Source organism: Paenibacillus sp. FSL E2-0151 (assembly GCF_037993015.1).
GTDB classification, from domain to species: Bacteria; Bacillota; Bacilli; order Paenibacillales; family Paenibacillaceae; genus Paenibacillus; species Paenibacillus amylolyticus.
In genome coordinates, this window is the sequence record NZ_CP150308.1 from 3,439,606 (window position 1) to 3,458,145 (window position 18,540).

Consider the following 18,540-nt stretch of genomic DNA (forward strand, 5'->3'; position numbering starts at 1 on the left):
GTTGAGTAACGTTATTCTCCAGACTAACGGACCTCGACGTTGCCGGATTTAAGCTAGTAAAGGAGAATAATTGAATGAAGAAGCTGGTATGGTTAACTTTAATCGCTATAGTTGTTAGTCTAAGTGCTTGTTCAGCAAGTAATACGAAATTAAGCGATGACTTGGTATTCGTCGAAGGAGGAGCCTTCAAGAGCAGTAAGCCAAGTCAGATCGATAGGAATGAAACGCTGGATTCCTTCTATATTGGCAAATACGAAGTAACTCAAAAAGAATGGATGGAGGTTATGGGGGAAAATCCTTCTGGCTTCAAGGGAGATGACCTGCCTGTTGAAATGGTCAGCTGGTATGACGCAGTGGAATACTGTAATCAAAAAAGTATAAAAGAAAACCTGAAACCTTATTACAATATAGATAAAGACAACCAGGACACGAATAATCACAATGAAAATGACACTATAAAATGGAATGTAACGATCAACGAGGACGCCAACGGTTACCGTTTACCCACAGAGGCAGAATGGGAATACGCTGCAAGCGGAGGTCAAAAGAGCTTAAATTACACATACAGCGGAAGTAACAATCCTGATGAAGTTGCTTGGTACTGGGTAAATGCCGGCGAGAACATTCTGACGGGTGACTGGAGCTGGCCCGCTATTGAGAGCAATCGTAATCAAACCAAAAAAGTCGGAACTCAGAAGGCGAATGAGTTAGGAATCTATGATATGTCTGGGAATGTGAGAGAATGGTGCTGGGACTGGTACAGCGATTCGGAGAGTCCAAATCAAACTTGGCGAGTTGTGAAAGGCGGAGGCTGGATCGGCGGTGTCAATAACAATGAAATATCATTTCGAGGCAAATTTGATGCAAATGGTTTTGGTCCCGATCAAGGATTCCGTATTGTGCGTGGAGAATGAAAACTCTTTTTCCTGGCAATAGATTACTTCTGAGCTAAACCTATACTTTGTCGGGTGAAAACCTATAGTTTAACAGGTTGTTGTACCAAAATGTAAGCGTTACACTTGAATTGTTAACCCGGCGCTTCGCTACAATCGGAGCGTTCTTATAGTACGGTCCGATGGAACCGTTTTCTATGTTATTGATTAATGACGATGAGACTGGTAGAAATTTTGTTCTCCAAAGTTGTGCGAGCAGACAACAATCCTGCTGTTGTTCTGCTGTTTAGCGTTTTCAGAACAACTGGAATCTACCTATTGATATTGATAAATTACATGCAGCTGATCAAGGATAAAAGTGAGGTGAGCTAATGTACAAGGTCATTGTCGCGGACGATGAGCCGTTTATGCTAGAAGGATGGAGAACGATGATTGACTGGCGAGCTTGTGGATATGAACTCTGCGGAACGGCAACGGATGGGGAGGAAGCACTTGCTCTATTCAACTCGGTTGAACCGGATCTTGTCGTCACTGATATTCAAATGCCTGTTATGGATGGTCTTGGTTTGATTCACACCTTGCGAGAAGATCTCGCCTATACCTCTAAAATTGTTATCGTTACAGGATACTCCGATTTTAATTACGCGAAGCAAGCCATACGGTATCAGGTCGATCAGTACGTGCTTAAACCTCTTGTTCCCGAGGAGATTCATCAAATCCTTATGGAAATGATTGAACCTCTGGACAAACGCAGAAATGAGCAAAAACAGCAAAATGGAGTCACGGTTACAGATGAAACCTATGAAGATCATTTTAATGAATATCGAATAAACGAAGAATATGATTTAGAGCAAATGATGAATATCTCCAAAGAGATCTTGGCGTTGATTGAAGCAGAAAACACGTATTCCATCGATATTGCAGTGAGTGCACTGTTAGAGAAAAGTGAGAAAGCAGAGGTTTCATTGGAATGGATACATCATGTCATTCGATATATCCACGGGGAGCTGCTACGAAAATATGGAAAAAGAGAGGGTTGCAGAGAAATACTATGTGAAAAAGAATGGCATGAGGCTGCGAGTTGGTCTTCCGGCACATTGCAAGACCTGTGTGTTCGACTGTCCAAGCAACTTTCCCAGTCTGAATTGAACCAAAAGACGGGTACGGGAGGGCTGGTTGCAGAAGCAGTGAATGAATTGAAGCAGCACTATCGAAGTAAAATTAAATTACAAGATGTAGCTAATCGTATTCACGTGAATTCTGCCTACCTGGGTCAACAGTTCAAGCGGGAGATGGGGGTCAGTTTCAGTGACTATGTGCACCAGCTTCGTGTTGAGGAGGCCCGTAAACTCCTGCGACGCACCAATATGAAGATCACTGACATTGCATTCAGGCTAGGATATCATGATGCTGAATATTTCACCCAAAAGTTCAGAGCGCATACTGGGGAGCTTCCGTCAGTCTATAAAAACAAAAACCAAGGGTGATTATATGCGTCATAAATTCTGGATGTTCAGTAAAGTTAATGATATTCCTCTCCGATCCAAATTTCTGCTTATTTATGTACTTAGTATTCTCCTTCCTGTAATAACGATTAATATCTTCTTTTATGAACGAACCTCTGCGGATATCAAGATTAGAGAACAGGAAAATCTGCGTAAATCCATCGACAGGGCTGCGGGAGAACTGCTAGGCATGATTGATGAGAGCGTTGCCCTGAGCCGAATTATTGCAGCAGACGATTCGCTCTATGAGGCACTGGATCGGACCTATCACTCCCCCGTGGATTATTACAACGTCTACCATGCATTCCTGCGAGATAAATTAACACGGTACATGTCAGCGAATATTCTGGAGGTGCGCATCTATACGGATAACGATACCATTCAGACGGGCAGTCATTATATCGTGATGAAAGACAAGAATCTACTCCCTGGATTGAAACAGCTGAAATCCACCAGTGGAGGCATTCTTGTCGTTGATTATATTGAGCCATCCGGATTCAACGCGGGAAGAAGAATCAGTGTGATTGGCAAAATGGATACCTATACTTCCTATGCCAATTACAACAAGTATTCCAAGATTGATCTGGAACTTAGCCGGGTGTATAGCATTTTAAATCGTGAATCAGACAGTCTTCAGCTGCGTCTGGTGGACAGCAACAATCGAACTGTCGTTTCAAGTGGGGAATTCAGCGAAACCGACTTATCCCCCCTTGATAATGAATCAATGCTCGAGGAATCTGGAGATTCTGCTTACACGCTTGAAAAATCGTTGGGGAATCTAGCCTACCTAAAGGGTTGGAAATTGATTGGAGTTGCCGATACGCGTCACCTTGACCACCTGCTGCAAGAAGCCTTTAAATCAATTCTGGGGTTGCTCGCATTAAGTATCGTGGTCCCCTCTGTATTGATCTACATTATTTTGCGTTCCTACCACTATCGGATTCGCAAGTTATCCAGACATATGGAGAAGGTTCGTAACGAACGATTCGATCTGATTGAAATTCACGAAGGCCGCGACGAAATTGGCGGGCTTATTCGTACATTTAACATCATGATTGGTAAAATTCATACGCTGATTAATGACGTATATAAACTGGAAATCCGTCAAAAAGATCTGGAGCTGGATCAAGTGAGGACTGAATTGTCCATGCTCCAGAGTCAGATGAATCCCCATTTTTTATTTAACACATTGAATGCCTTGCTGGTCGTTAGTACGAAGAATGGATATACGGAAGTAATTGAGATTATTAAAAGTCTGTCCAAACTGATGCGACAGTTGCTCAGTCATTCTGACAATCTGATTCCTTTGCAAGAAGAGCTGCAATTTACGAATCTTTATCTCCAGATTGAGAAGTTTCGCTTTGGAGAGCTGTTTGATTACACCTTCGAGGTTGATCCTGATGCAGCTTCGTTGCTCATTCCCCGCATGAGTATTCAACCGCTCGTCGAAAATGCATGCAAACACGGCTTGCAGGCGCGAAAAAATGGAAGAGAGATCAAGATAACGGCGAGACGAAACGCTTCTGAACTGGTTATTCAGGTGATCGATAATGGAATCGGTATGGATGCAGGGAGACTAACCGAGCTCCTGCGAGATATTCGTTCTGAAAGACCTAGGAACGGCGAGCATGTAGGACTCCGCAATGTCTACCGCAGGCTGGAACTCTTTTATGAAGGAAATGCGATATTTGATCTAAGCAGTGTACCTGGAAAGGAAACCATTGCAGGGTACCGTATACCGATCTCCAAGCTGGAACAGAGGAAATAGGAGGTAAACTCTCATGTATAAAGTATTGTTAGTCGATGATGAACCTTATGCCATTGAAGGGTTGCAGCTTCTGATCAATTGGGAAAAGTATGGTTTTGAAATTAGAGGCGTGTGCGCCAACGGTGAGGAAGCCATTCGGATGATGGAACAAGATCGACCTGATCTCGTGGTGACAGATATTCGTATGCCTGTGATGAATGGGCTGGAACTTGTAGAAGAAGCACGACGATTGGAACATGAGTCTGTGCTGTTTGTCATCACGAGTGGATACAGTGATTTTAATTATGCCAGACAAGCTATTCGATTAGGTGTCTCCAACTATCTAACCAAACCGGTTGACAGTACAGAAGCAGAGGATATGTTGGTCCGTCTCCGTATGCAATTGCAGGAGCGTGAAAACCAGGAGCGTATAAGGGAACATGCAAATGAGCAAAGGATCAAAGCGTTTTTGTCCGCACTGATTAAGGATAAGCAAAATATATCGGAGGAGGAGATGTCAGAGATACTTCCTCGTTTAAACAAGTCCCATTGGGCATACCTGCGGATAGCCTTTCAGGGAGATATTCAGGAAGTCTGTTCAGTAGTCGAACAAACGGCTGAAGAAACAACTTGCTGTTATGTGATAGACAGAACAAGAGACTCATTGGGACTTGTATGGGGGGAGGAAACGAATGATAGAAATGAGACATTTGAAGCAATTAAAGCTTTTACCCAGCGTTTGATGAATAATATGCAACATAACGGCTGCGAAGAAATTCATATCGCGGTTGGATTAACGGTCAACAAACTGGAGCATTTATCTGAATCCTTCCGCTCCGCTCAGGAAGTTGGGCGTTATTTGTTTTTTAATCAAGAGCGTCTTTTGTTTGCCGAAGATATTCAGCTGGAGAATTGGCAGTTTGATCCGGAAACGCTGTCAGAGGTGGACCATATTTGCGATTTGCTTGAAAACGGTTCTGTGGAGGAACTCTCGTCTGCGATTCGGAGTGCTTTTGAACTGTTTGTACAGATGAAGGCTGCGCCAGAGATTGTACATATTTTCTCTACCCATATTATATTCCGCGGATTGTCCCTGTGTAGAGAATTAGGAGGAGAACCTAATGCTCTAATGAACGAATTGGCGAGCGGAATTCTAGAGAAGGGCCATCGAAATATAGAAGAGGTTGCTAACAATCTGGAACATTTCTGTTTGCAATGCAAGTCAGCACTGGCGATTTTCCGGGAGAGGCAAATGGGTGGCATCCAGGCGACGGTTGCTGAATATGTGCAGATGCATTACAGGGAGACATTTACGATCCAGGAGCTCGCAGAACAATTCTACGTGAATCCTGTCCATTTAGGGCAATCCTTTTTGCGAAAGTATGGTAAGGGTGTAATCGAGGTAGTACATGATTTAAGAATGGAAGAAGCGAAGCGTCTGCTCCAGCAGACGAATCAAACATCCAGTGCGATTGCGGAGCAAGTAGGGTACCGCAGTTACCAGCATTTTCTCAGACACTTCGAAAAACGAACAGCCATGAAACCAGTAGAATACAGGCAAAAGTATGCGAATTGATCCATGAAAAAGAAGAACCCCTCCTGAATAAGACCTACAATTACAGGGGGGTAGACCTTAAATGTATATATTTTGTAACCGCATACATTTCTTCATACTAAAAACAGTAAGACATACCACTTCCAAGGAGGGCAAGTACATGGGGGGACTTAAGAAAAAGAAGCTTTGGGGTTCCGTATCACTCGTTCTGGCTTTGAGTTTGGCACTGGCAGGATGCAGCGGTGACAATGAGAAAGCGACTACAAAGGATGGGAAAGAGGTACTGAACATTTCGGCCTTTATCGGAACGCCAAATCAGGCGCCAGCTAAAGATAACCGAATCTACAAGAAGATTCAGGATGAACTCGGCGTTAATCTTGAGATGGAGTTTCTAGTAGGTGATCTTCAACAGAAGTTGGGCGTTATGATTGCCGGGGGCGATTTCCCGGATCTGATCACAGCAGACACCAAGTTGGTCTCAGCGGGTGCGGTTATTCCGCTTGAAGATCTCATTGAAGAGCATGCACCTAATCTGAAGAAACATTTCGGTAAAGACTGGAACCGGATGAAAGATTCCAGTGACGGACATATTTACTGGTTGCCTAACTATGGAGTGTATACAGGAGAGTTCATTAGTAACTATTATTCTGGTCCTGCATTCTGGATCCAAAAGTCCATACTGAAGGATGCCGGGTACCCAACTCCAAAAACGTTGGATGATTTCACAAAGTTGGTCCGTGATTATGCAGCCAAGAATCCAACTATTGATGGTCAACCAACGATTGGTTTCACTACATTGGCTTCAGACTGGCGGACGTTCCCTTTGCTTAACCCACCTGAACATCTTACGGGTCACCCCAACGACGGGGGCGTAGTCGTAGATGATAGTGGAGTCGCAACCGTGTTTGCCGACAAAGATATCTCCAAACGGTATTATAAGGAACTAAACAATCTGTACAACGAGGGATTGCTGGATAAAGAAGCCTTCGTTCAGAACTACGATCAATATCTGGCCAAAATTTCTTCGGGACGTGTGCTTAGTATGTTCGATCAGCACTGGAATTTCCAAGCCGGCGAAGACCCACTCGTAGCACAGGGGAAAATTGGCCAGACATACGTAGGCTTCCCGCTTGTCTATGATACAAGTATCACAGATCATTATCTGGATCGTCCAGTCATTAACTTGAACAATGGTTTTGGTATCAGTAAAGATGCCGAAGACCCTGTCGCACTCATCAAATTCCTCGATAAGCTTATGGACGAGAAGTACCAGAAGCTCTTGTCATGGGGTGAAGAGGGTGTAGACTATCAAGTGAATGAAGAGGGAAGATTCTATCGTACACCAGAGCAACGGACAGAGCAGGATGATCCAGCATGGAGATTGGTTAACAAAGCTGAAGGTTTCTACGCTGCTGCACCGAAGCTCGAAGGAACATTTGAAGATGGCAATGCAATTGGAGCGATCAACCAACCTGAGGAATTCTATGACAACCTCAAACCGGAAGATAAAGAACTTCTGGATGCATACGGCTTCAAAACGTGGAGTGACTTCTTCTCTCCTGCACCAGAAAATCCAGTGTACTATCCAGCATGGCAGGTCGATCTGAAAGAAGGCTCTGATGCTGCGGTAGCGAACAAACAAATGACAGACACTTCATTGAAATTCTTGCCTAAAGCAATCATGTCAAAACCGAATGAGTTCGATAACATTTGGACTGAATATGTAGACGCTTACAAGAAGATCGATGTTAAATCCTATGAAGATCGAATTAATGATCAACTGAAATGGAGAATCGAGAACTGGTCTGTTAAATAAAAAAATGCGGCAATGATTCTCTCGGAAGGTATCAACCAAAGGATTACTCAGGCGAGTGCCTTCCGGGGACATCATGCTTAAAGTCGCTGCAAGCCAATAGGAGGAGTGAAAGATGGCGAACACGCCTGGAGCCATACCAGAGCAAACCACCCGTACAGTCGTTCCCAAGGCACCACTGTTAAAACGATTGCGCGGACAAAGACAACTCATGTTCATGTCATTGCCCATCGTTGCGTACATTCTCGTATTCTCGTATTATCCCATTTGGGGCTGGGTTATGGCCTTTCAGAATTACAGTCCTGCGAAGAGTTTCACCCAGCAGGAATGGGTCGGGCTCAAACACTTTAAGTTTTTGTTAACAGACGATGCATTTCTTAACGTGCTTCGTAATACCATTGCGATGAGCGTCATCAATATGGTGCTCGGATTTGCGACAGCAATTATATTTGCCATTTTACTTAATGAGATCAAACATAAGTTATACAAACGAACCATTCAAACAATATCGTATTTACCTCACTTTCTCTCATGGATTATTGTGACAGGTATCGTAGCAAGTTCACTATCTGTAGATGGTGGTATTGTGAATGTGGTACTCATGAAGCTGCATATCATTCAAGAACCTATCATGTGGCTTAGCGTTCCGGAATACTTCTGGGGCATTGTAGGCGCATCCCATGTATGGAAAGAAGTTGGCTGGAATGCCATTATTTATTTGGCAGCCATCACGTCTATCGATCCTTCCCTCTATGAAGCGGCAGAGATTGATGGTGCGAACCGATATAAGAAAATGCTGTATGTGACCTTACCCGGAATCAAATCCATTGTTATCATTTTGCTGATTATGAATATGGGCTGGATTTTGGAAGCTGGATTCGAGGTTCAGTATCTGTTAGGTAATGGTGTGGTTGTCGACTGGTCACAGACGATAGATATATTTGTCCTGAAGTACGGACTACAGATCGGGAATTATTCTTTGGCTACTGCGGCAGGTATCTTCAAAACAGTAGTTAGTATCACGCTGATCTTTGCGGCGAATTCAATTTCCAAACGGCTCGGGGAAGACCGATTAATATAAGGGGGACTAGAGATGGGAATCAATAAATCTCGGCTTGAACCGATTGTCTTCCATACGTTAAATGGTATACTGATGATCGCAATCGCGATTGTTACCCTGTATCCGTTTGTGAATACACTCGCCGTATCATTCAATGCCGGTAATGACACCATCCGGGGTGGGATTTATCTGTGGCCTCGGGTATGGACAGATCAAAACTACAGAGCAGTATTTGCAGGAGGGACCATCTTCAGCGCCTTTGGTATATCTGTGGCGAGAACGGTTTTGGGGACAGTTTTAAGTCTATTCTTAACCTCCATGCTGGCTTACACACTAAGCCGAAAAGATTATATATTACGAAAGCCCATTACCATTACAGTTGTTCTTACGATGTATTTTAGTGCAGGTCTTATTCCAACTTACTTCCTAATGAAAGATTTGCATTTGTTAAACAACTTCCTGGTGTACATTATTCCTGGGCTGATCAGTGCCTTTAATATGATTGTTATTCGAACCTATATCCAGACACTACCGGAAGGATTAATCGAATCCGCCAAAATCGATGGTGCTGGAGATTTCAGAACATTCATTTCCATTATTCTACCGCTGTGCCAACCGGTTCTTGCTACTGTTGCACTGTTCATTGCAGTCGGTCAATGGAATTCTTGGTTTGATACGTTTCTGTATGCATCTTCCAAACAAAACCTGAGCACGCTGCAATATGAGTTGATGAAACTATTATCATCTTCTATGAATTCCAACAGTAGTGCAGCCGTTGCCAATGGTGCAGATCTTGGTGCTGCGCGTAACATGGTCACACCTGTATCTATTCGGGCAGCGATTACGATTGTTGCGGCATTACCCATCTTAGTCGTATATCCATTTTTGCAGAAGTATTTCGTTCATGGCTTGCAGCTTGGAGGGGTAAAAGAGTAAACTTAATGCAGTTCCAGATAACCGATCAAAAACGGTCACTAGGTGACCGTTTTTTTATGTTTTTTAAAACGTCAGACCTTAGTATGTCAATTGCACACGAATCGAACTTATTCAATAATGTTGTTGACAATTAAATTAAAGTTACTATAATTTATATTTACTTGATTCACCAGTCAGTCTCTTTTCAGGGTGCCACTGCGCGCGAAAGCCCTATATCAAGAACTGTCCACAGCGCCTGACTATCCCGAGCTCTTACCATTTTATCAAGGAGACTGAAGAGAAAATGAAAGTATTAATCGTGGAAGACTCCATTTTCGTACAGAAATTGCTTACAAAGCTGATTGTTGATCATATTCCAGAATGCGAGATTCAGATTGCTAACAATGGAGAGCAAGGATACAACCTATTCAAGGAATTTCAACCTGATTTTATAACCACCGACCTGCTGATGCCTGGTTTGAACGGACAAGAAATGCTTCGTATGATTCGAGAAACGGATAGCAATGTCAAAATTATTATCTTATCTGCAGATATTCAGAAGACAACTAGGGATGAAGTTGAAATGTTAGGCATTTCTGGTTTTTTGAATAAACCGTTAACCGCAGAGAAGGCAACTACCATGATTCAACTGATTCAGGCGGCCTATCATGCTGAATGATTTACAGAAGGATTTGCTTACTGAACTAGTGAACGTTTACGTGGGACAAGCGGCTAACATGTTGTCAGAGATTGTAGACAAGCGTATCGTTTTGAATATTCCGGAAGTGGAACTAATCTCCATATCCGATGTTGATCCTGGAGATCGAAGATACAACATTTTTTTTAGTGAAGGTCACCTGTTTAGGTCATCCTTACAGTTTGGATACGAATTTCAGGGAAAAGCATTTCTGATGTTTCCTGTTGAGCAGGCTAAAGTATTGGCAAACATCTGTCTTGGAGAACTGGGTGAGAGCGTTATATCGAACGATCCGAACCTGATGGACACGGATTTGGACGTTTTGAAGGAAGTTAGCAATGTCCTGCTTAACGCCATTATTGGAGAATTCGGTAACTTCCTGGAGATCAAACTGGAATACGTCCTGCCTGATATTGAACTGATCTATGTCACCAATTCCGATCAACAAATATTGCTTCAGAATGAAGTTTATGTCCTGGTTTTACATACCTCGTTTTTACTTGCCGATACGGATGTGACAGGTATCATTGTCATAGCACTGAGTATGAACTCCATATCGAGCCTGCTGGCCAAAATGGACGCTTTGTTGGAGGCGGGCAATGGATAATCTTATTTCACAAGCTTTGAACAAAGCCCATATGGGAATAATGATCGTGGACAGGCATTTAAAAATTGTTGTGTGGAATGCCTGGTTGGAGCGCTTTACTGGCAAGAATGTAGAAGAGGTAGTAGGCTTGAATCTGCTTGAGATCTGCCCACGGTTTAAGTCGAACATGTATTTAAATATTTTGCAAAATGCGCTGTATCATGGACAGAGCAGATTTTGCTCAAGCGCTTTACATAAGGCGTTCATTCTTCCTAATGAAGGAGAGGATGAACAATTATTCAGACAAAATATGCATGTTGAACCGCTCTATCATGAAGATCGGAGTTACGCCCTTATTCAGATTACTGACATGACTAACACCAATACCAGGGTATATAAACTTAAAAATCTGATCAAAGAACTGGAGACGGAGTACGCCAAAATCAAAATCTCCGAGAAAATCAGCAAGCATTTGTCTTTGCATGATCCACTTACCGGTCTGCCTAATCGTCTTGCTTATAATGACCGTCTTGCCTGGGCCATCAGTAATGCCAAAAGAAACCATAACAAACTAGCCGTCATGTTTGTGGATGCTGATGGGTTTAAACAAGTGAATGATACATATGGACACCATGTTGGCGATCAAGTGTTGCTGGAAATGGCAAAGCGATTAAGTGAAACAATTCCAAGTGCGGACACTGTAGCTCGGCTTGGCGGGGACGAATTCATCATTTTAAGCCATCTGAAAGATGATCACGATGCTGAAGTCATCGCCAAAAGATTGGAAGCTGCATTCAGTACCCATTTCAAAATTGCCGGAAACTATATCAACCTTTCGATGAGTATTGGTATCAGCCTATTTCCCAAGCATGGACAGGAGCCTTCCGAACTTCTGAGACATGCGGATGGAGCTATGTACAAGATTAAAAAGAATGGCAAGAATGGTTACGGAATTTATGAACCTGAAAATGCTTAAGAAATCTAAAAATGTCTTTTAATAAAGTTGCTATAATAGCAACTTTATTTGTCTATACAATTAACATAAGAAAAAATACATTTTTTCTATGAATAATATTTTTTTACATATGAAGATGAGAGAGTAGTTATTGAGTAATGTAGTAATCATTCAGCCAGTAATACTTATAAAGGAGTGTGCATATTGAATGTAATAGATGGGTCGATAATCGTACTTTTGCTGTTCAGTTTCTATATTCTATTACTGTACGGAATGCCGATTATCTTAATCATAGTGGGGTATTTCATATTTAAAGGGTACAAGAAGCGCAGGGGTGTGAAGACGAACGATAAGTCGGTGGCTCCTGATGGTCAGCAAGCTACTATTAAACCATAGATTAATGTTGATACCACGATATTGAGCGGGACCAGAGTAAGGCCCGATTGAGAGCCGCTATATTAGCGGCTTTTTTGGATTTTAAATAAGAAGAAGTCTGAAAGAGGCGATAGTCAGAACAGTACCAAAAGCAAGGAGAAAAACGCCTCTAAACTTGATGCCCATCATATCGTATTCATGAAGTTCATCCTTCGTACGATTAAAAGGCCATGAATTAGGTCGTCTCAGTGCTCTAACCCCAAAGAATAAACCAATCATTCCAAGCAACAGAAAGAAAAAGAAGAAAAACATATCATCCCCCCTTTAACAAAGATAAGTAATATGGAAACCTATTGATTTGCCTATGCTGGCTGAGAATACATACTTTATGAAGGGTTACGTGGTTTGAACATTTTGTAGAAGATCAAACTGTATACATACGCCATAACCATAGGTTTAAAATACGAAGCGTAAGACCAGATGATGTACCATCTATTAAAATACCACACTTTTCCGTAATCTTTGGCGATCCACTCTACAATAGTCAATATGAGAGCTGATACAACTGCTACTAACCATGGATGTGCTCGATGCCTGTTAATATAATATATCATAAGACATCCAGCCATAAGGAAGAGACCCACATCGAATGGCAGAGCTGAAAAGGAGCGATTCGTGAATTACGGAGCAAGGTGTCAAAAATATGTCTTTGATGTTAAGGCAAGAAAACTAGCGAATCTATTTCAAAAAAACTGGAACAGTGCTATGATATAAAAGGAAAATAAATCTAATTATTACAATAAATTTAATATATTTACAGAGAGGGATTAAAGATTGAAACTATAATCCAAATATTTTTTATTATGAGGAGGAGAAACTATGAATAAGAGAAAAACGAAGAAAGTTAGTACGGTAATGATTTGTATTCTATCGTTATTTTTGGCATCTTCAACAGTCCTGGCTAATACTGCATCTTCACCGTATAGTACACCCAAAATTAAGGGACACACGTACACTTTCACATCTGAAGTATGGACTCGAAATTTCACTACAGGTACGACTGCTGAAGCCGTTGCATCAGTGAAGGCTTCAGCAAGTGTTCCAAATGGATATATGGGAGCTATGGCTAGATTGTACACATCTGGCGGAAGCTTAACAGCTTCAAGTTCCATGACATATAATACGTCGAAAACCTCTAGTTTTTTTGTCTACTCTCCAAGAATAACGACTAAAACGACGTATTATGCTCAGAACGTTGGTGAATTCTATAATGGGAATGGATACACTCGTTATACTGGATACAAATCGCCAAACTTAAAGTTATCGAACGTAAATTCATCAAATGTTTTATTTGAAAACAACACTGAAACATCGGAAACGATTCACGAATTATTGCTTCAAACTAAATATGATGTCAATTCACAGGGCGATACCTATGGCTCAGCATTATCTGAACCAATCATTGGGGTTGAACCCGATTTGATTGCTGCAATTGGCACCAATGGAATCGAGGGTTATCTAAAAGCTGAAGATCTTACACCTAAAATCACTACCATCGAAGAAGCCTTGGCACAAACACAAGTGAATGGTACTGTTCGAACGATTCATTTGTATGATGTAGAAGGAGACAATATTATTGGAGAATTTGATGTAGTTACTGATTATAAAGTAGAATAGAAATTTTTCAGAGTAAAAGAGCCGCTAAATTGCGGCTTTTTTGGGTTAAGCTATCCATTTCAATTAAGTTGCTTAGCCGTATTCTTTTCCAAAGTCCTCCATCTTTTCAAGGATCGGTAGTAACTTCATTCCCTTGTCTGTTAACGAATACTCAACTCGTGGAGGAACTTCCGGATATACATCGCGTTGAATAACACCATCATTCTCTAACTCTTTAAGCTGCTTTGTAAGGGAGCCTTGAGACAGATCTCCAAGGAATTTTTTGATATCCGTATATCTCCGTGTTTCGTCTTTTAGGTACCATAAGATAAAATATTTCCAACGCCCAGAAAGGACATTCTGAGTAAAAGCTATGGCGTACATGTCACTTTTTCCATCTATAAACTCTTGTTCAAATCCTTCATTGCAAACTCTCATTCATATCACTCCTGATCCAAAGGTACAAAAAGATGTACTATGTTCATTTAAATTGCCCTCTTTGCTAATAAAACAAATACACCTATGATGGTGTCAACACCAAAACAATTTTAGTTTACCTAAAGTATGAAAGAATAATTAATGTTATCTCGATTGAATAGTTAGCAAGCTAAATAAATATATCATAGAAATGAGTGACTGATAAGAGCTGGAGACAAACCGATATTCGATCATACTGTAAATTTTAACAAGGGAGATGTTTAACAATGAGTAAAAAAATTCGTACAGGTATCATAGGGGCATCCATTAATAACGGGTGGGCGAGTGGAACACATATTCCAGCTATTCAGCATTTGGATGAGTTCGAGCTTACAGCGGTTGGGACAAGTAATATGGTGAGTGCAAAGGCAAGCGCAGAAGCTTTCAATGCAGATCACGGCTTTGATAATATGGAGGAGTTGGCTCAGCATCCTGATGTGGATATGGTCGTTGTCAGTATTAATGTCAAGGAACATTATAACGCCGTTAAAGCCGTCGTGCCTGCTGGCAAACCAATCTATTGTGAATGGCCACTGGGGTCGAATACAGAGGAAGCCTTGGAAATGCAGGAATGGATAGCGTCCGCACAACTGCCAAATGCGATTGGATTACAGGCTAGACAAGCCCCGGCCATTCAATATGTAAAAGATTTATTGGCAGAAGGTTATGTGGGTAAAGTATTATCTGCTAATTTGAAGATATCCATTGATGGCATGGGTGGCGTTGGTGACAAGTCGAGTGCGTACTTGTATGACCGGAAAGTTGGAGGGAACTTGCTGACCATTGTAGGGGGCCATAATCTGGATGCCTTCACTTACATGCTTGGGGACTTTACAGAATTGTCTGCCACCACAGCTCAACAGTTTTCAGAAGTTGAATTGGTAGATATTCAGAAAGTCATCAAGAAAACAACGGATGATCAGATCATGATTACAGGGAAATTGACTAATGGGGCAGCAGCCAGCGTTCATATTCAAGGTGGAGTCAAACATCAGACAGGACTCACACTTGAAATTTTCGGAGACAATGGCACGATTGTTCTGAGCGCTCCTGCATCCATTCAATTCGGATCACACCATTTACGCGGTGCAGGATCTACGGACAACGAGCTTTGTGAACTACCCATTCCCGATGCCTATTACTCGGCTCCACATTCTCTATATAACGACTCCGGAATTGTTCTGAACATGGCTCAGGCTTATCGTAAGTTTGCCAAAGATATTCAAGAAGGTACTACCTTAGCACCTAATTTCGCGGATGCGGTGAAACTTCATCAGTTACTGGATGCCGTCGAGAAATCAGCCCAGACCGGTGAACGTCAATATCTATAACCCTCACTAAACGGAACAAAATCTGATCCATCCATATACTTAGCATGCTAAATATATTCACGCTATAGTAAGGGCACAAATATCTGTGCCTGTCCAGAACGAAGGAGAAAATCGTTATGAAAAAAAGAAGTGAAATGCAACTGGCTTTACAGATGGTTTCGGGTTATGGAGCCGAATTTAGCGCATGGAGAATGCCTGGCACGGATCCTGCAGCTTACACCAATATGGATAGTTATGTAGAACGGGCTAAATTAGCTGAACAAGGAAAGTTTCAAATGATTTTCATCGCTGACACTCCAGCATTATCCAATAATTTAGGCCCACAGACGCCTATGTTCCCTATGGACCCCATGTTGGCACTGATGGCAGTAGCAAGAGAGACACAACACATTGGGCTTGTGGCTACACTCTCTACAACATTTAACTATCCCTATAACATTGCACGTCAGTTCAAAGCACTGGATGTTATCAGTCATGGACGTGTGGGATGGAATGCGGTTACCACATCCGACCCCCTAGCGGCGGCTAATTTCGGTGCCCGGGTTGAAAATCGCCAAGAGCGCTATGACAAGGCACATGAAAGCATACAAATTGTTCAGGCCTTGTGGGGGAGTTGGGAACCAGACGCTTGGACGTTAGATGTAGAAGGAGGGGAATTTGCGGATATGGACAAAATCCAGCCTATTAACCTTCAGGGTCAATATTATGCATCTCGTGGTCCTTTGCCCATTCCGCCCTCTGAGCAAGGGCAGCCAGTGATTTTCCAGGCAGGGGGAGGAGGTGAAGGATTAGAATTAGCTGGGAAATATGCTTCCGGAGTGTACGCCAATCCTTATGATATTACTTCTGCCCTGGAACACAGACAAGCGATAAGGCAAAGTGCTGCCCGTTTTGGTCGAAACCCCAATGATATCAAAATGTTTGCTGGTTTTATGTTTTCTCTGGCTTCAACGGAGGAAGAAGCTCTGGATCGTCGGAAACAGCTTATGAGCTTTAACCCCCAGGAAATCCCCAGCAGGGTAAGTTACCTCGGATCCATGGTTGGTTTACCCTTATCGGTAAACTCAGTAGATATAGATCAACCTTTAGCGGCAGACTTGTTGAAAAATGCATATGCCAACCCCATGGACCCACGTTCTCCGAGAGCCTTAAAGTTATTAAAAGAAGGACTCTCTGTAAGGGATGTTCTCGCTCACGGGGTCATCAACTATCATCCGGTTGTTGCAGGCACCCCGACACAGGTTGCTGACTTCTTGGAAGAATGGTTTTTGGCTGAAGCATGTGACGGATTCTCAGTCGTGCCCGATGTATCTTTTGATGGCGTTGCAGATTTTGTGAATCAGGTAGTACCTATCTTGCAGGAACGCGGTTTGTTCCATAAGGAATATGAAGGAAAAACACTACGCGAGAATATGGGCGTTCCTTACGAATACGGATTGTAGGAACATGGAATCAACGAATAAAGGAGATTTTTTTAATGAATAACACAATTGAATTGCTTCATAACCATACATCGTTTCGTTCTTACACATCTCAACCCCTAACTGAGGAACAAATAGATGCAATATTTCAGGCAGCAAATCAAACTTCATCGTTCAGTCTTCTGCAGGCGGTATCCATTATACGCATCACAGATCCAGTACTTCGAAAAAAACTCAGACATCTGTGTGTCGATCAACCCTATATTGAAGAAGCGGCCGAATTCTGGATCTTCTGTGCAGATTTCAACCGAAATCATGAAATCGCTCCGGATGTGGATATTGAATATATTGAATTTCTGTTGATTGGTTCATTCGATGCTGGCCTGATGGCACAAAATGCGTTAACCGCGGCTGAATCGCTGGGACTTGGCGGAGTGTTCATTGGTGCGGTCAGAGCTAATATTAGCGAACTATCTGACGCATTGAATTTACCTAAATATGTTATCCCTCTGGTGGGGTTATGTATCGGTAATCCAGCTGGAGATAAGCCGGAACTGAAACCTCGACTCCCTCAATCCATGGTATTGCTTGATAATCAATACCAACCAATGGATCAAGAGAAATTAGCAATCTATGATGAGACCATGCTGAAGTACTATGAAAATCGTCCGACGAGAGCCCCTTTCACCGTAAAAAAAGTAAAAGGATGGAGTGACCATATCCAGGATCACCTCGAGAGAAGTATCCAACCGCAAATGATGGCCTATTTGAACAAGCAAGGTTTTGCCAAAAAATAAGGACTAAACCAATATTTCGGGTGAAACTTGGATAGGAAAAGGCCCTTAAAGACGACACTAAGGTGAATTGACACCTGTATATCTCCATGATACATTTAGTCTGCTAAATATAATTCGGATGTTAGGGAGGGATCGTTCATGACAGATACAGTAGATTGTGAAATTCGACAGTCTTTAGATCGAATTTCCTCCCAAATGCGACGAAATTATAGTGAATCTCTTCGGGAACTTAATCTCTATGTAGGACAAGATAATTTGTTGTATCGGCTGTGGTTGGGTGATGGGGTAACCCAGATGCAACTAAGTGAACATATGAAATGCGAACCACCAACGGTTACAAACATGGTCAAATCACTGGAACAGAACGGATTTATATATCGCAAACGTGATGTACAGGATGCAAGGATCATGCGTATCTTTCTAACCGATAAGGGCAAAGAATTAGAAAAACCGGTTGAGCATAAATGGAGAGAGCAACAAGAGAAACTACTTCAATCCATTTCTTCGGAAGATCGGCTGATATTGAGACAATTCATGCAACAAATGGAGCGAAATATCTTATAACTTATGCCAAGATTAACGTAATCTAAATAAATGAACGAAACAGAGCCGCTATTATAGCGGCTTTTTTTATTGCCAATAGCTATATTTTCTTGCCCGGAACAAGAATTTGTACTGTCAGTTTCGGAATTCACGATTACATCTTTAATGCTGGGATAAGATTGTGATAATTCAAGTTAATTTTGTTCATTTAGAT

Annotated in this window: 17 protein-coding genes; 16 read left to right on the plus strand and 1 reads right to left on the minus strand. The window is 42.0% G+C overall.

Annotated features, from left to right (window positions below; all coding sequences use genetic code 11):
- Window positions 1–74: 74 nt before the first annotated feature.
- The 12 genes from MHI55_RS15645 to MHI55_RS15700 all read left to right on the plus strand — a co-directional run bounded on the left by MHI55_RS15645 (window position 75) and on the right by MHI55_RS15700 (window position 13,778).
- Window positions 75–914, plus strand: a complete 840-nt coding sequence (locus MHI55_RS15645; protein ID WP_036671125.1) for an SUMF1/EgtB/PvdO family nonheme iron enzyme — start codon at window positions 75–77, stop codon at window positions 912–914.
- A gap of 195 nt (window positions 915–1,109) precedes the next feature.
- The gene (locus MHI55_RS15650; protein WP_340390509.1) at window positions 1,110–1,265 is read left to right on the plus strand and encodes a hypothetical protein; all 156 of its coding nucleotides are present in this window, start codon (window positions 1,110–1,112) and stop codon (window positions 1,263–1,265) included.
- Window positions 1,265–2,380, plus strand: a complete 1,116-nt coding sequence (locus MHI55_RS15655) for a helix-turn-helix domain-containing protein (protein ID WP_047842968.1) — start codon at window positions 1,265–1,267, stop codon at window positions 2,378–2,380. The genes MHI55_RS15650 and MHI55_RS15655 overlap by 1 nt, the downstream gene beginning before the upstream one ends.
- A gap of 22 nt (window positions 2,381–2,402) precedes the next feature.
- Window positions 2,403–4,166 carry a sensor histidine kinase gene (locus tag MHI55_RS15660; protein WP_340390510.1) on the plus strand — a complete coding sequence of 588 codons (1,764 nt, stop codon included), beginning with the start codon at window positions 2,403–2,405 and terminating at the stop codon, window positions 4,164–4,166.
- A 13-nt stretch (window positions 4,167–4,179) separates the two neighbouring features.
- A complete protein-coding gene (locus tag MHI55_RS15665; RefSeq protein WP_340390511.1) occupies window positions 4,180–5,721 on the plus strand; it encodes a response regulator in 1,542 nt (513 codons plus the stop codon).
- Window positions 5,722–5,860: 139 nt separating this feature from the next.
- Window positions 5,861–7,516 carry an extracellular solute-binding protein gene (locus MHI55_RS15670; protein ID WP_036671131.1) on the plus strand — a complete coding sequence of 552 codons (1,656 nt, stop codon included), beginning with the start codon at window positions 5,861–5,863 and terminating at the stop codon, window positions 7,514–7,516.
- Window positions 7,517–7,628: 112 nt separating this feature from the next.
- The gene (locus MHI55_RS15675; RefSeq protein ID WP_017688458.1) at window positions 7,629–8,594 is read left to right on the plus strand and encodes an ABC transporter permease subunit; all 966 of its coding nucleotides are present in this window, start codon (window positions 7,629–7,631) and stop codon (window positions 8,592–8,594) included.
- A 12-nt stretch (window positions 8,595–8,606) separates the two neighbouring features.
- Window positions 8,607–9,509, plus strand: a complete 903-nt coding sequence (locus MHI55_RS15680; RefSeq protein WP_017688457.1) for a carbohydrate ABC transporter permease — start codon at window positions 8,607–8,609, stop codon at window positions 9,507–9,509.
- A gap of 283 nt (window positions 9,510–9,792) precedes the next feature.
- Window positions 9,793–10,167 (plus strand): response regulator, encoded by a 375-nt coding sequence (locus MHI55_RS15685; RefSeq protein WP_036615858.1) that lies wholly within the window; start codon window positions 9,793–9,795, stop codon window positions 10,165–10,167.
- A complete protein-coding gene (locus tag MHI55_RS15690) occupies window positions 10,157–10,792 on the plus strand; it encodes a chemotaxis protein CheC (RefSeq protein WP_036615855.1) in 636 nt (211 codons plus the stop codon). The genes MHI55_RS15685 and MHI55_RS15690 overlap by 11 nt, the downstream gene beginning before the upstream one ends.
- A complete protein-coding gene (locus MHI55_RS15695; RefSeq protein WP_036615852.1) occupies window positions 10,785–11,747 on the plus strand; it encodes a sensor domain-containing diguanylate cyclase in 963 nt (320 codons plus the stop codon). The genes MHI55_RS15690 and MHI55_RS15695 overlap by 8 nt, the downstream gene beginning before the upstream one ends.
- 1,233 nt (window positions 11,748–12,980) lie before the next feature.
- Entirely contained in the window at window positions 12,981–13,778 is a 798-nt protein-coding gene (locus tag MHI55_RS15700) for a hypothetical protein (RefSeq protein ID WP_036615847.1), read from the plus strand.
- Window positions 13,779–13,850: 72 nt separating this feature from the next.
- Here the strand turns inward: MHI55_RS15700 and MHI55_RS15705 are convergent, their stop codons facing one another.
- Window positions 13,851–14,195 (minus strand): helix-turn-helix domain-containing protein, encoded by a 345-nt coding sequence (locus MHI55_RS15705; protein ID WP_074095086.1) that lies wholly within the window; start codon window positions 14,193–14,195, stop codon window positions 13,851–13,853.
- Between the two features lie 266 nt (window positions 14,196–14,461).
- On the opposite strand from MHI55_RS15705, the gene MHI55_RS15710 reads away from it, so the two are divergent.
- The 4 genes from MHI55_RS15710 (at window position 14,462) to MHI55_RS15725 (ending at window position 18,347) form a co-directional block, all read left to right on the plus strand.
- Window positions 14,462–15,565, plus strand: coding sequence for a Gfo/Idh/MocA family oxidoreductase (locus tag MHI55_RS15710; protein WP_340390512.1), 1,104 nt, complete (start codon window positions 14,462–14,464; stop codon window positions 15,563–15,565).
- A gap of 116 nt (window positions 15,566–15,681) precedes the next feature.
- Complete coding sequence (locus MHI55_RS15715; protein ID WP_340390513.1) at window positions 15,682–17,007, plus strand: NtaA/DmoA family FMN-dependent monooxygenase; 1,326 nt, start codon at window positions 15,682–15,684, stop codon at window positions 17,005–17,007.
- A 35-nt stretch (window positions 17,008–17,042) separates the two neighbouring features.
- Window positions 17,043–17,783: an oxygen-insensitive NADPH nitroreductase gene (gene nfsA / locus MHI55_RS15720; RefSeq protein WP_036671143.1), complete on the plus strand. Its 741-nt coding sequence runs from the start codon at window positions 17,043–17,045 to the stop codon at window positions 17,781–17,783.
- Between the two features lie 138 nt (window positions 17,784–17,921).
- Window positions 17,922–18,347: a MarR family transcriptional regulator gene (locus tag MHI55_RS15725; RefSeq protein ID WP_036671145.1), complete on the plus strand. Its 426-nt coding sequence runs from the start codon at window positions 17,922–17,924 to the stop codon at window positions 18,345–18,347.
- The last annotated feature ends 193 nt before the right edge of the window (window positions 18,348–18,540 follow it).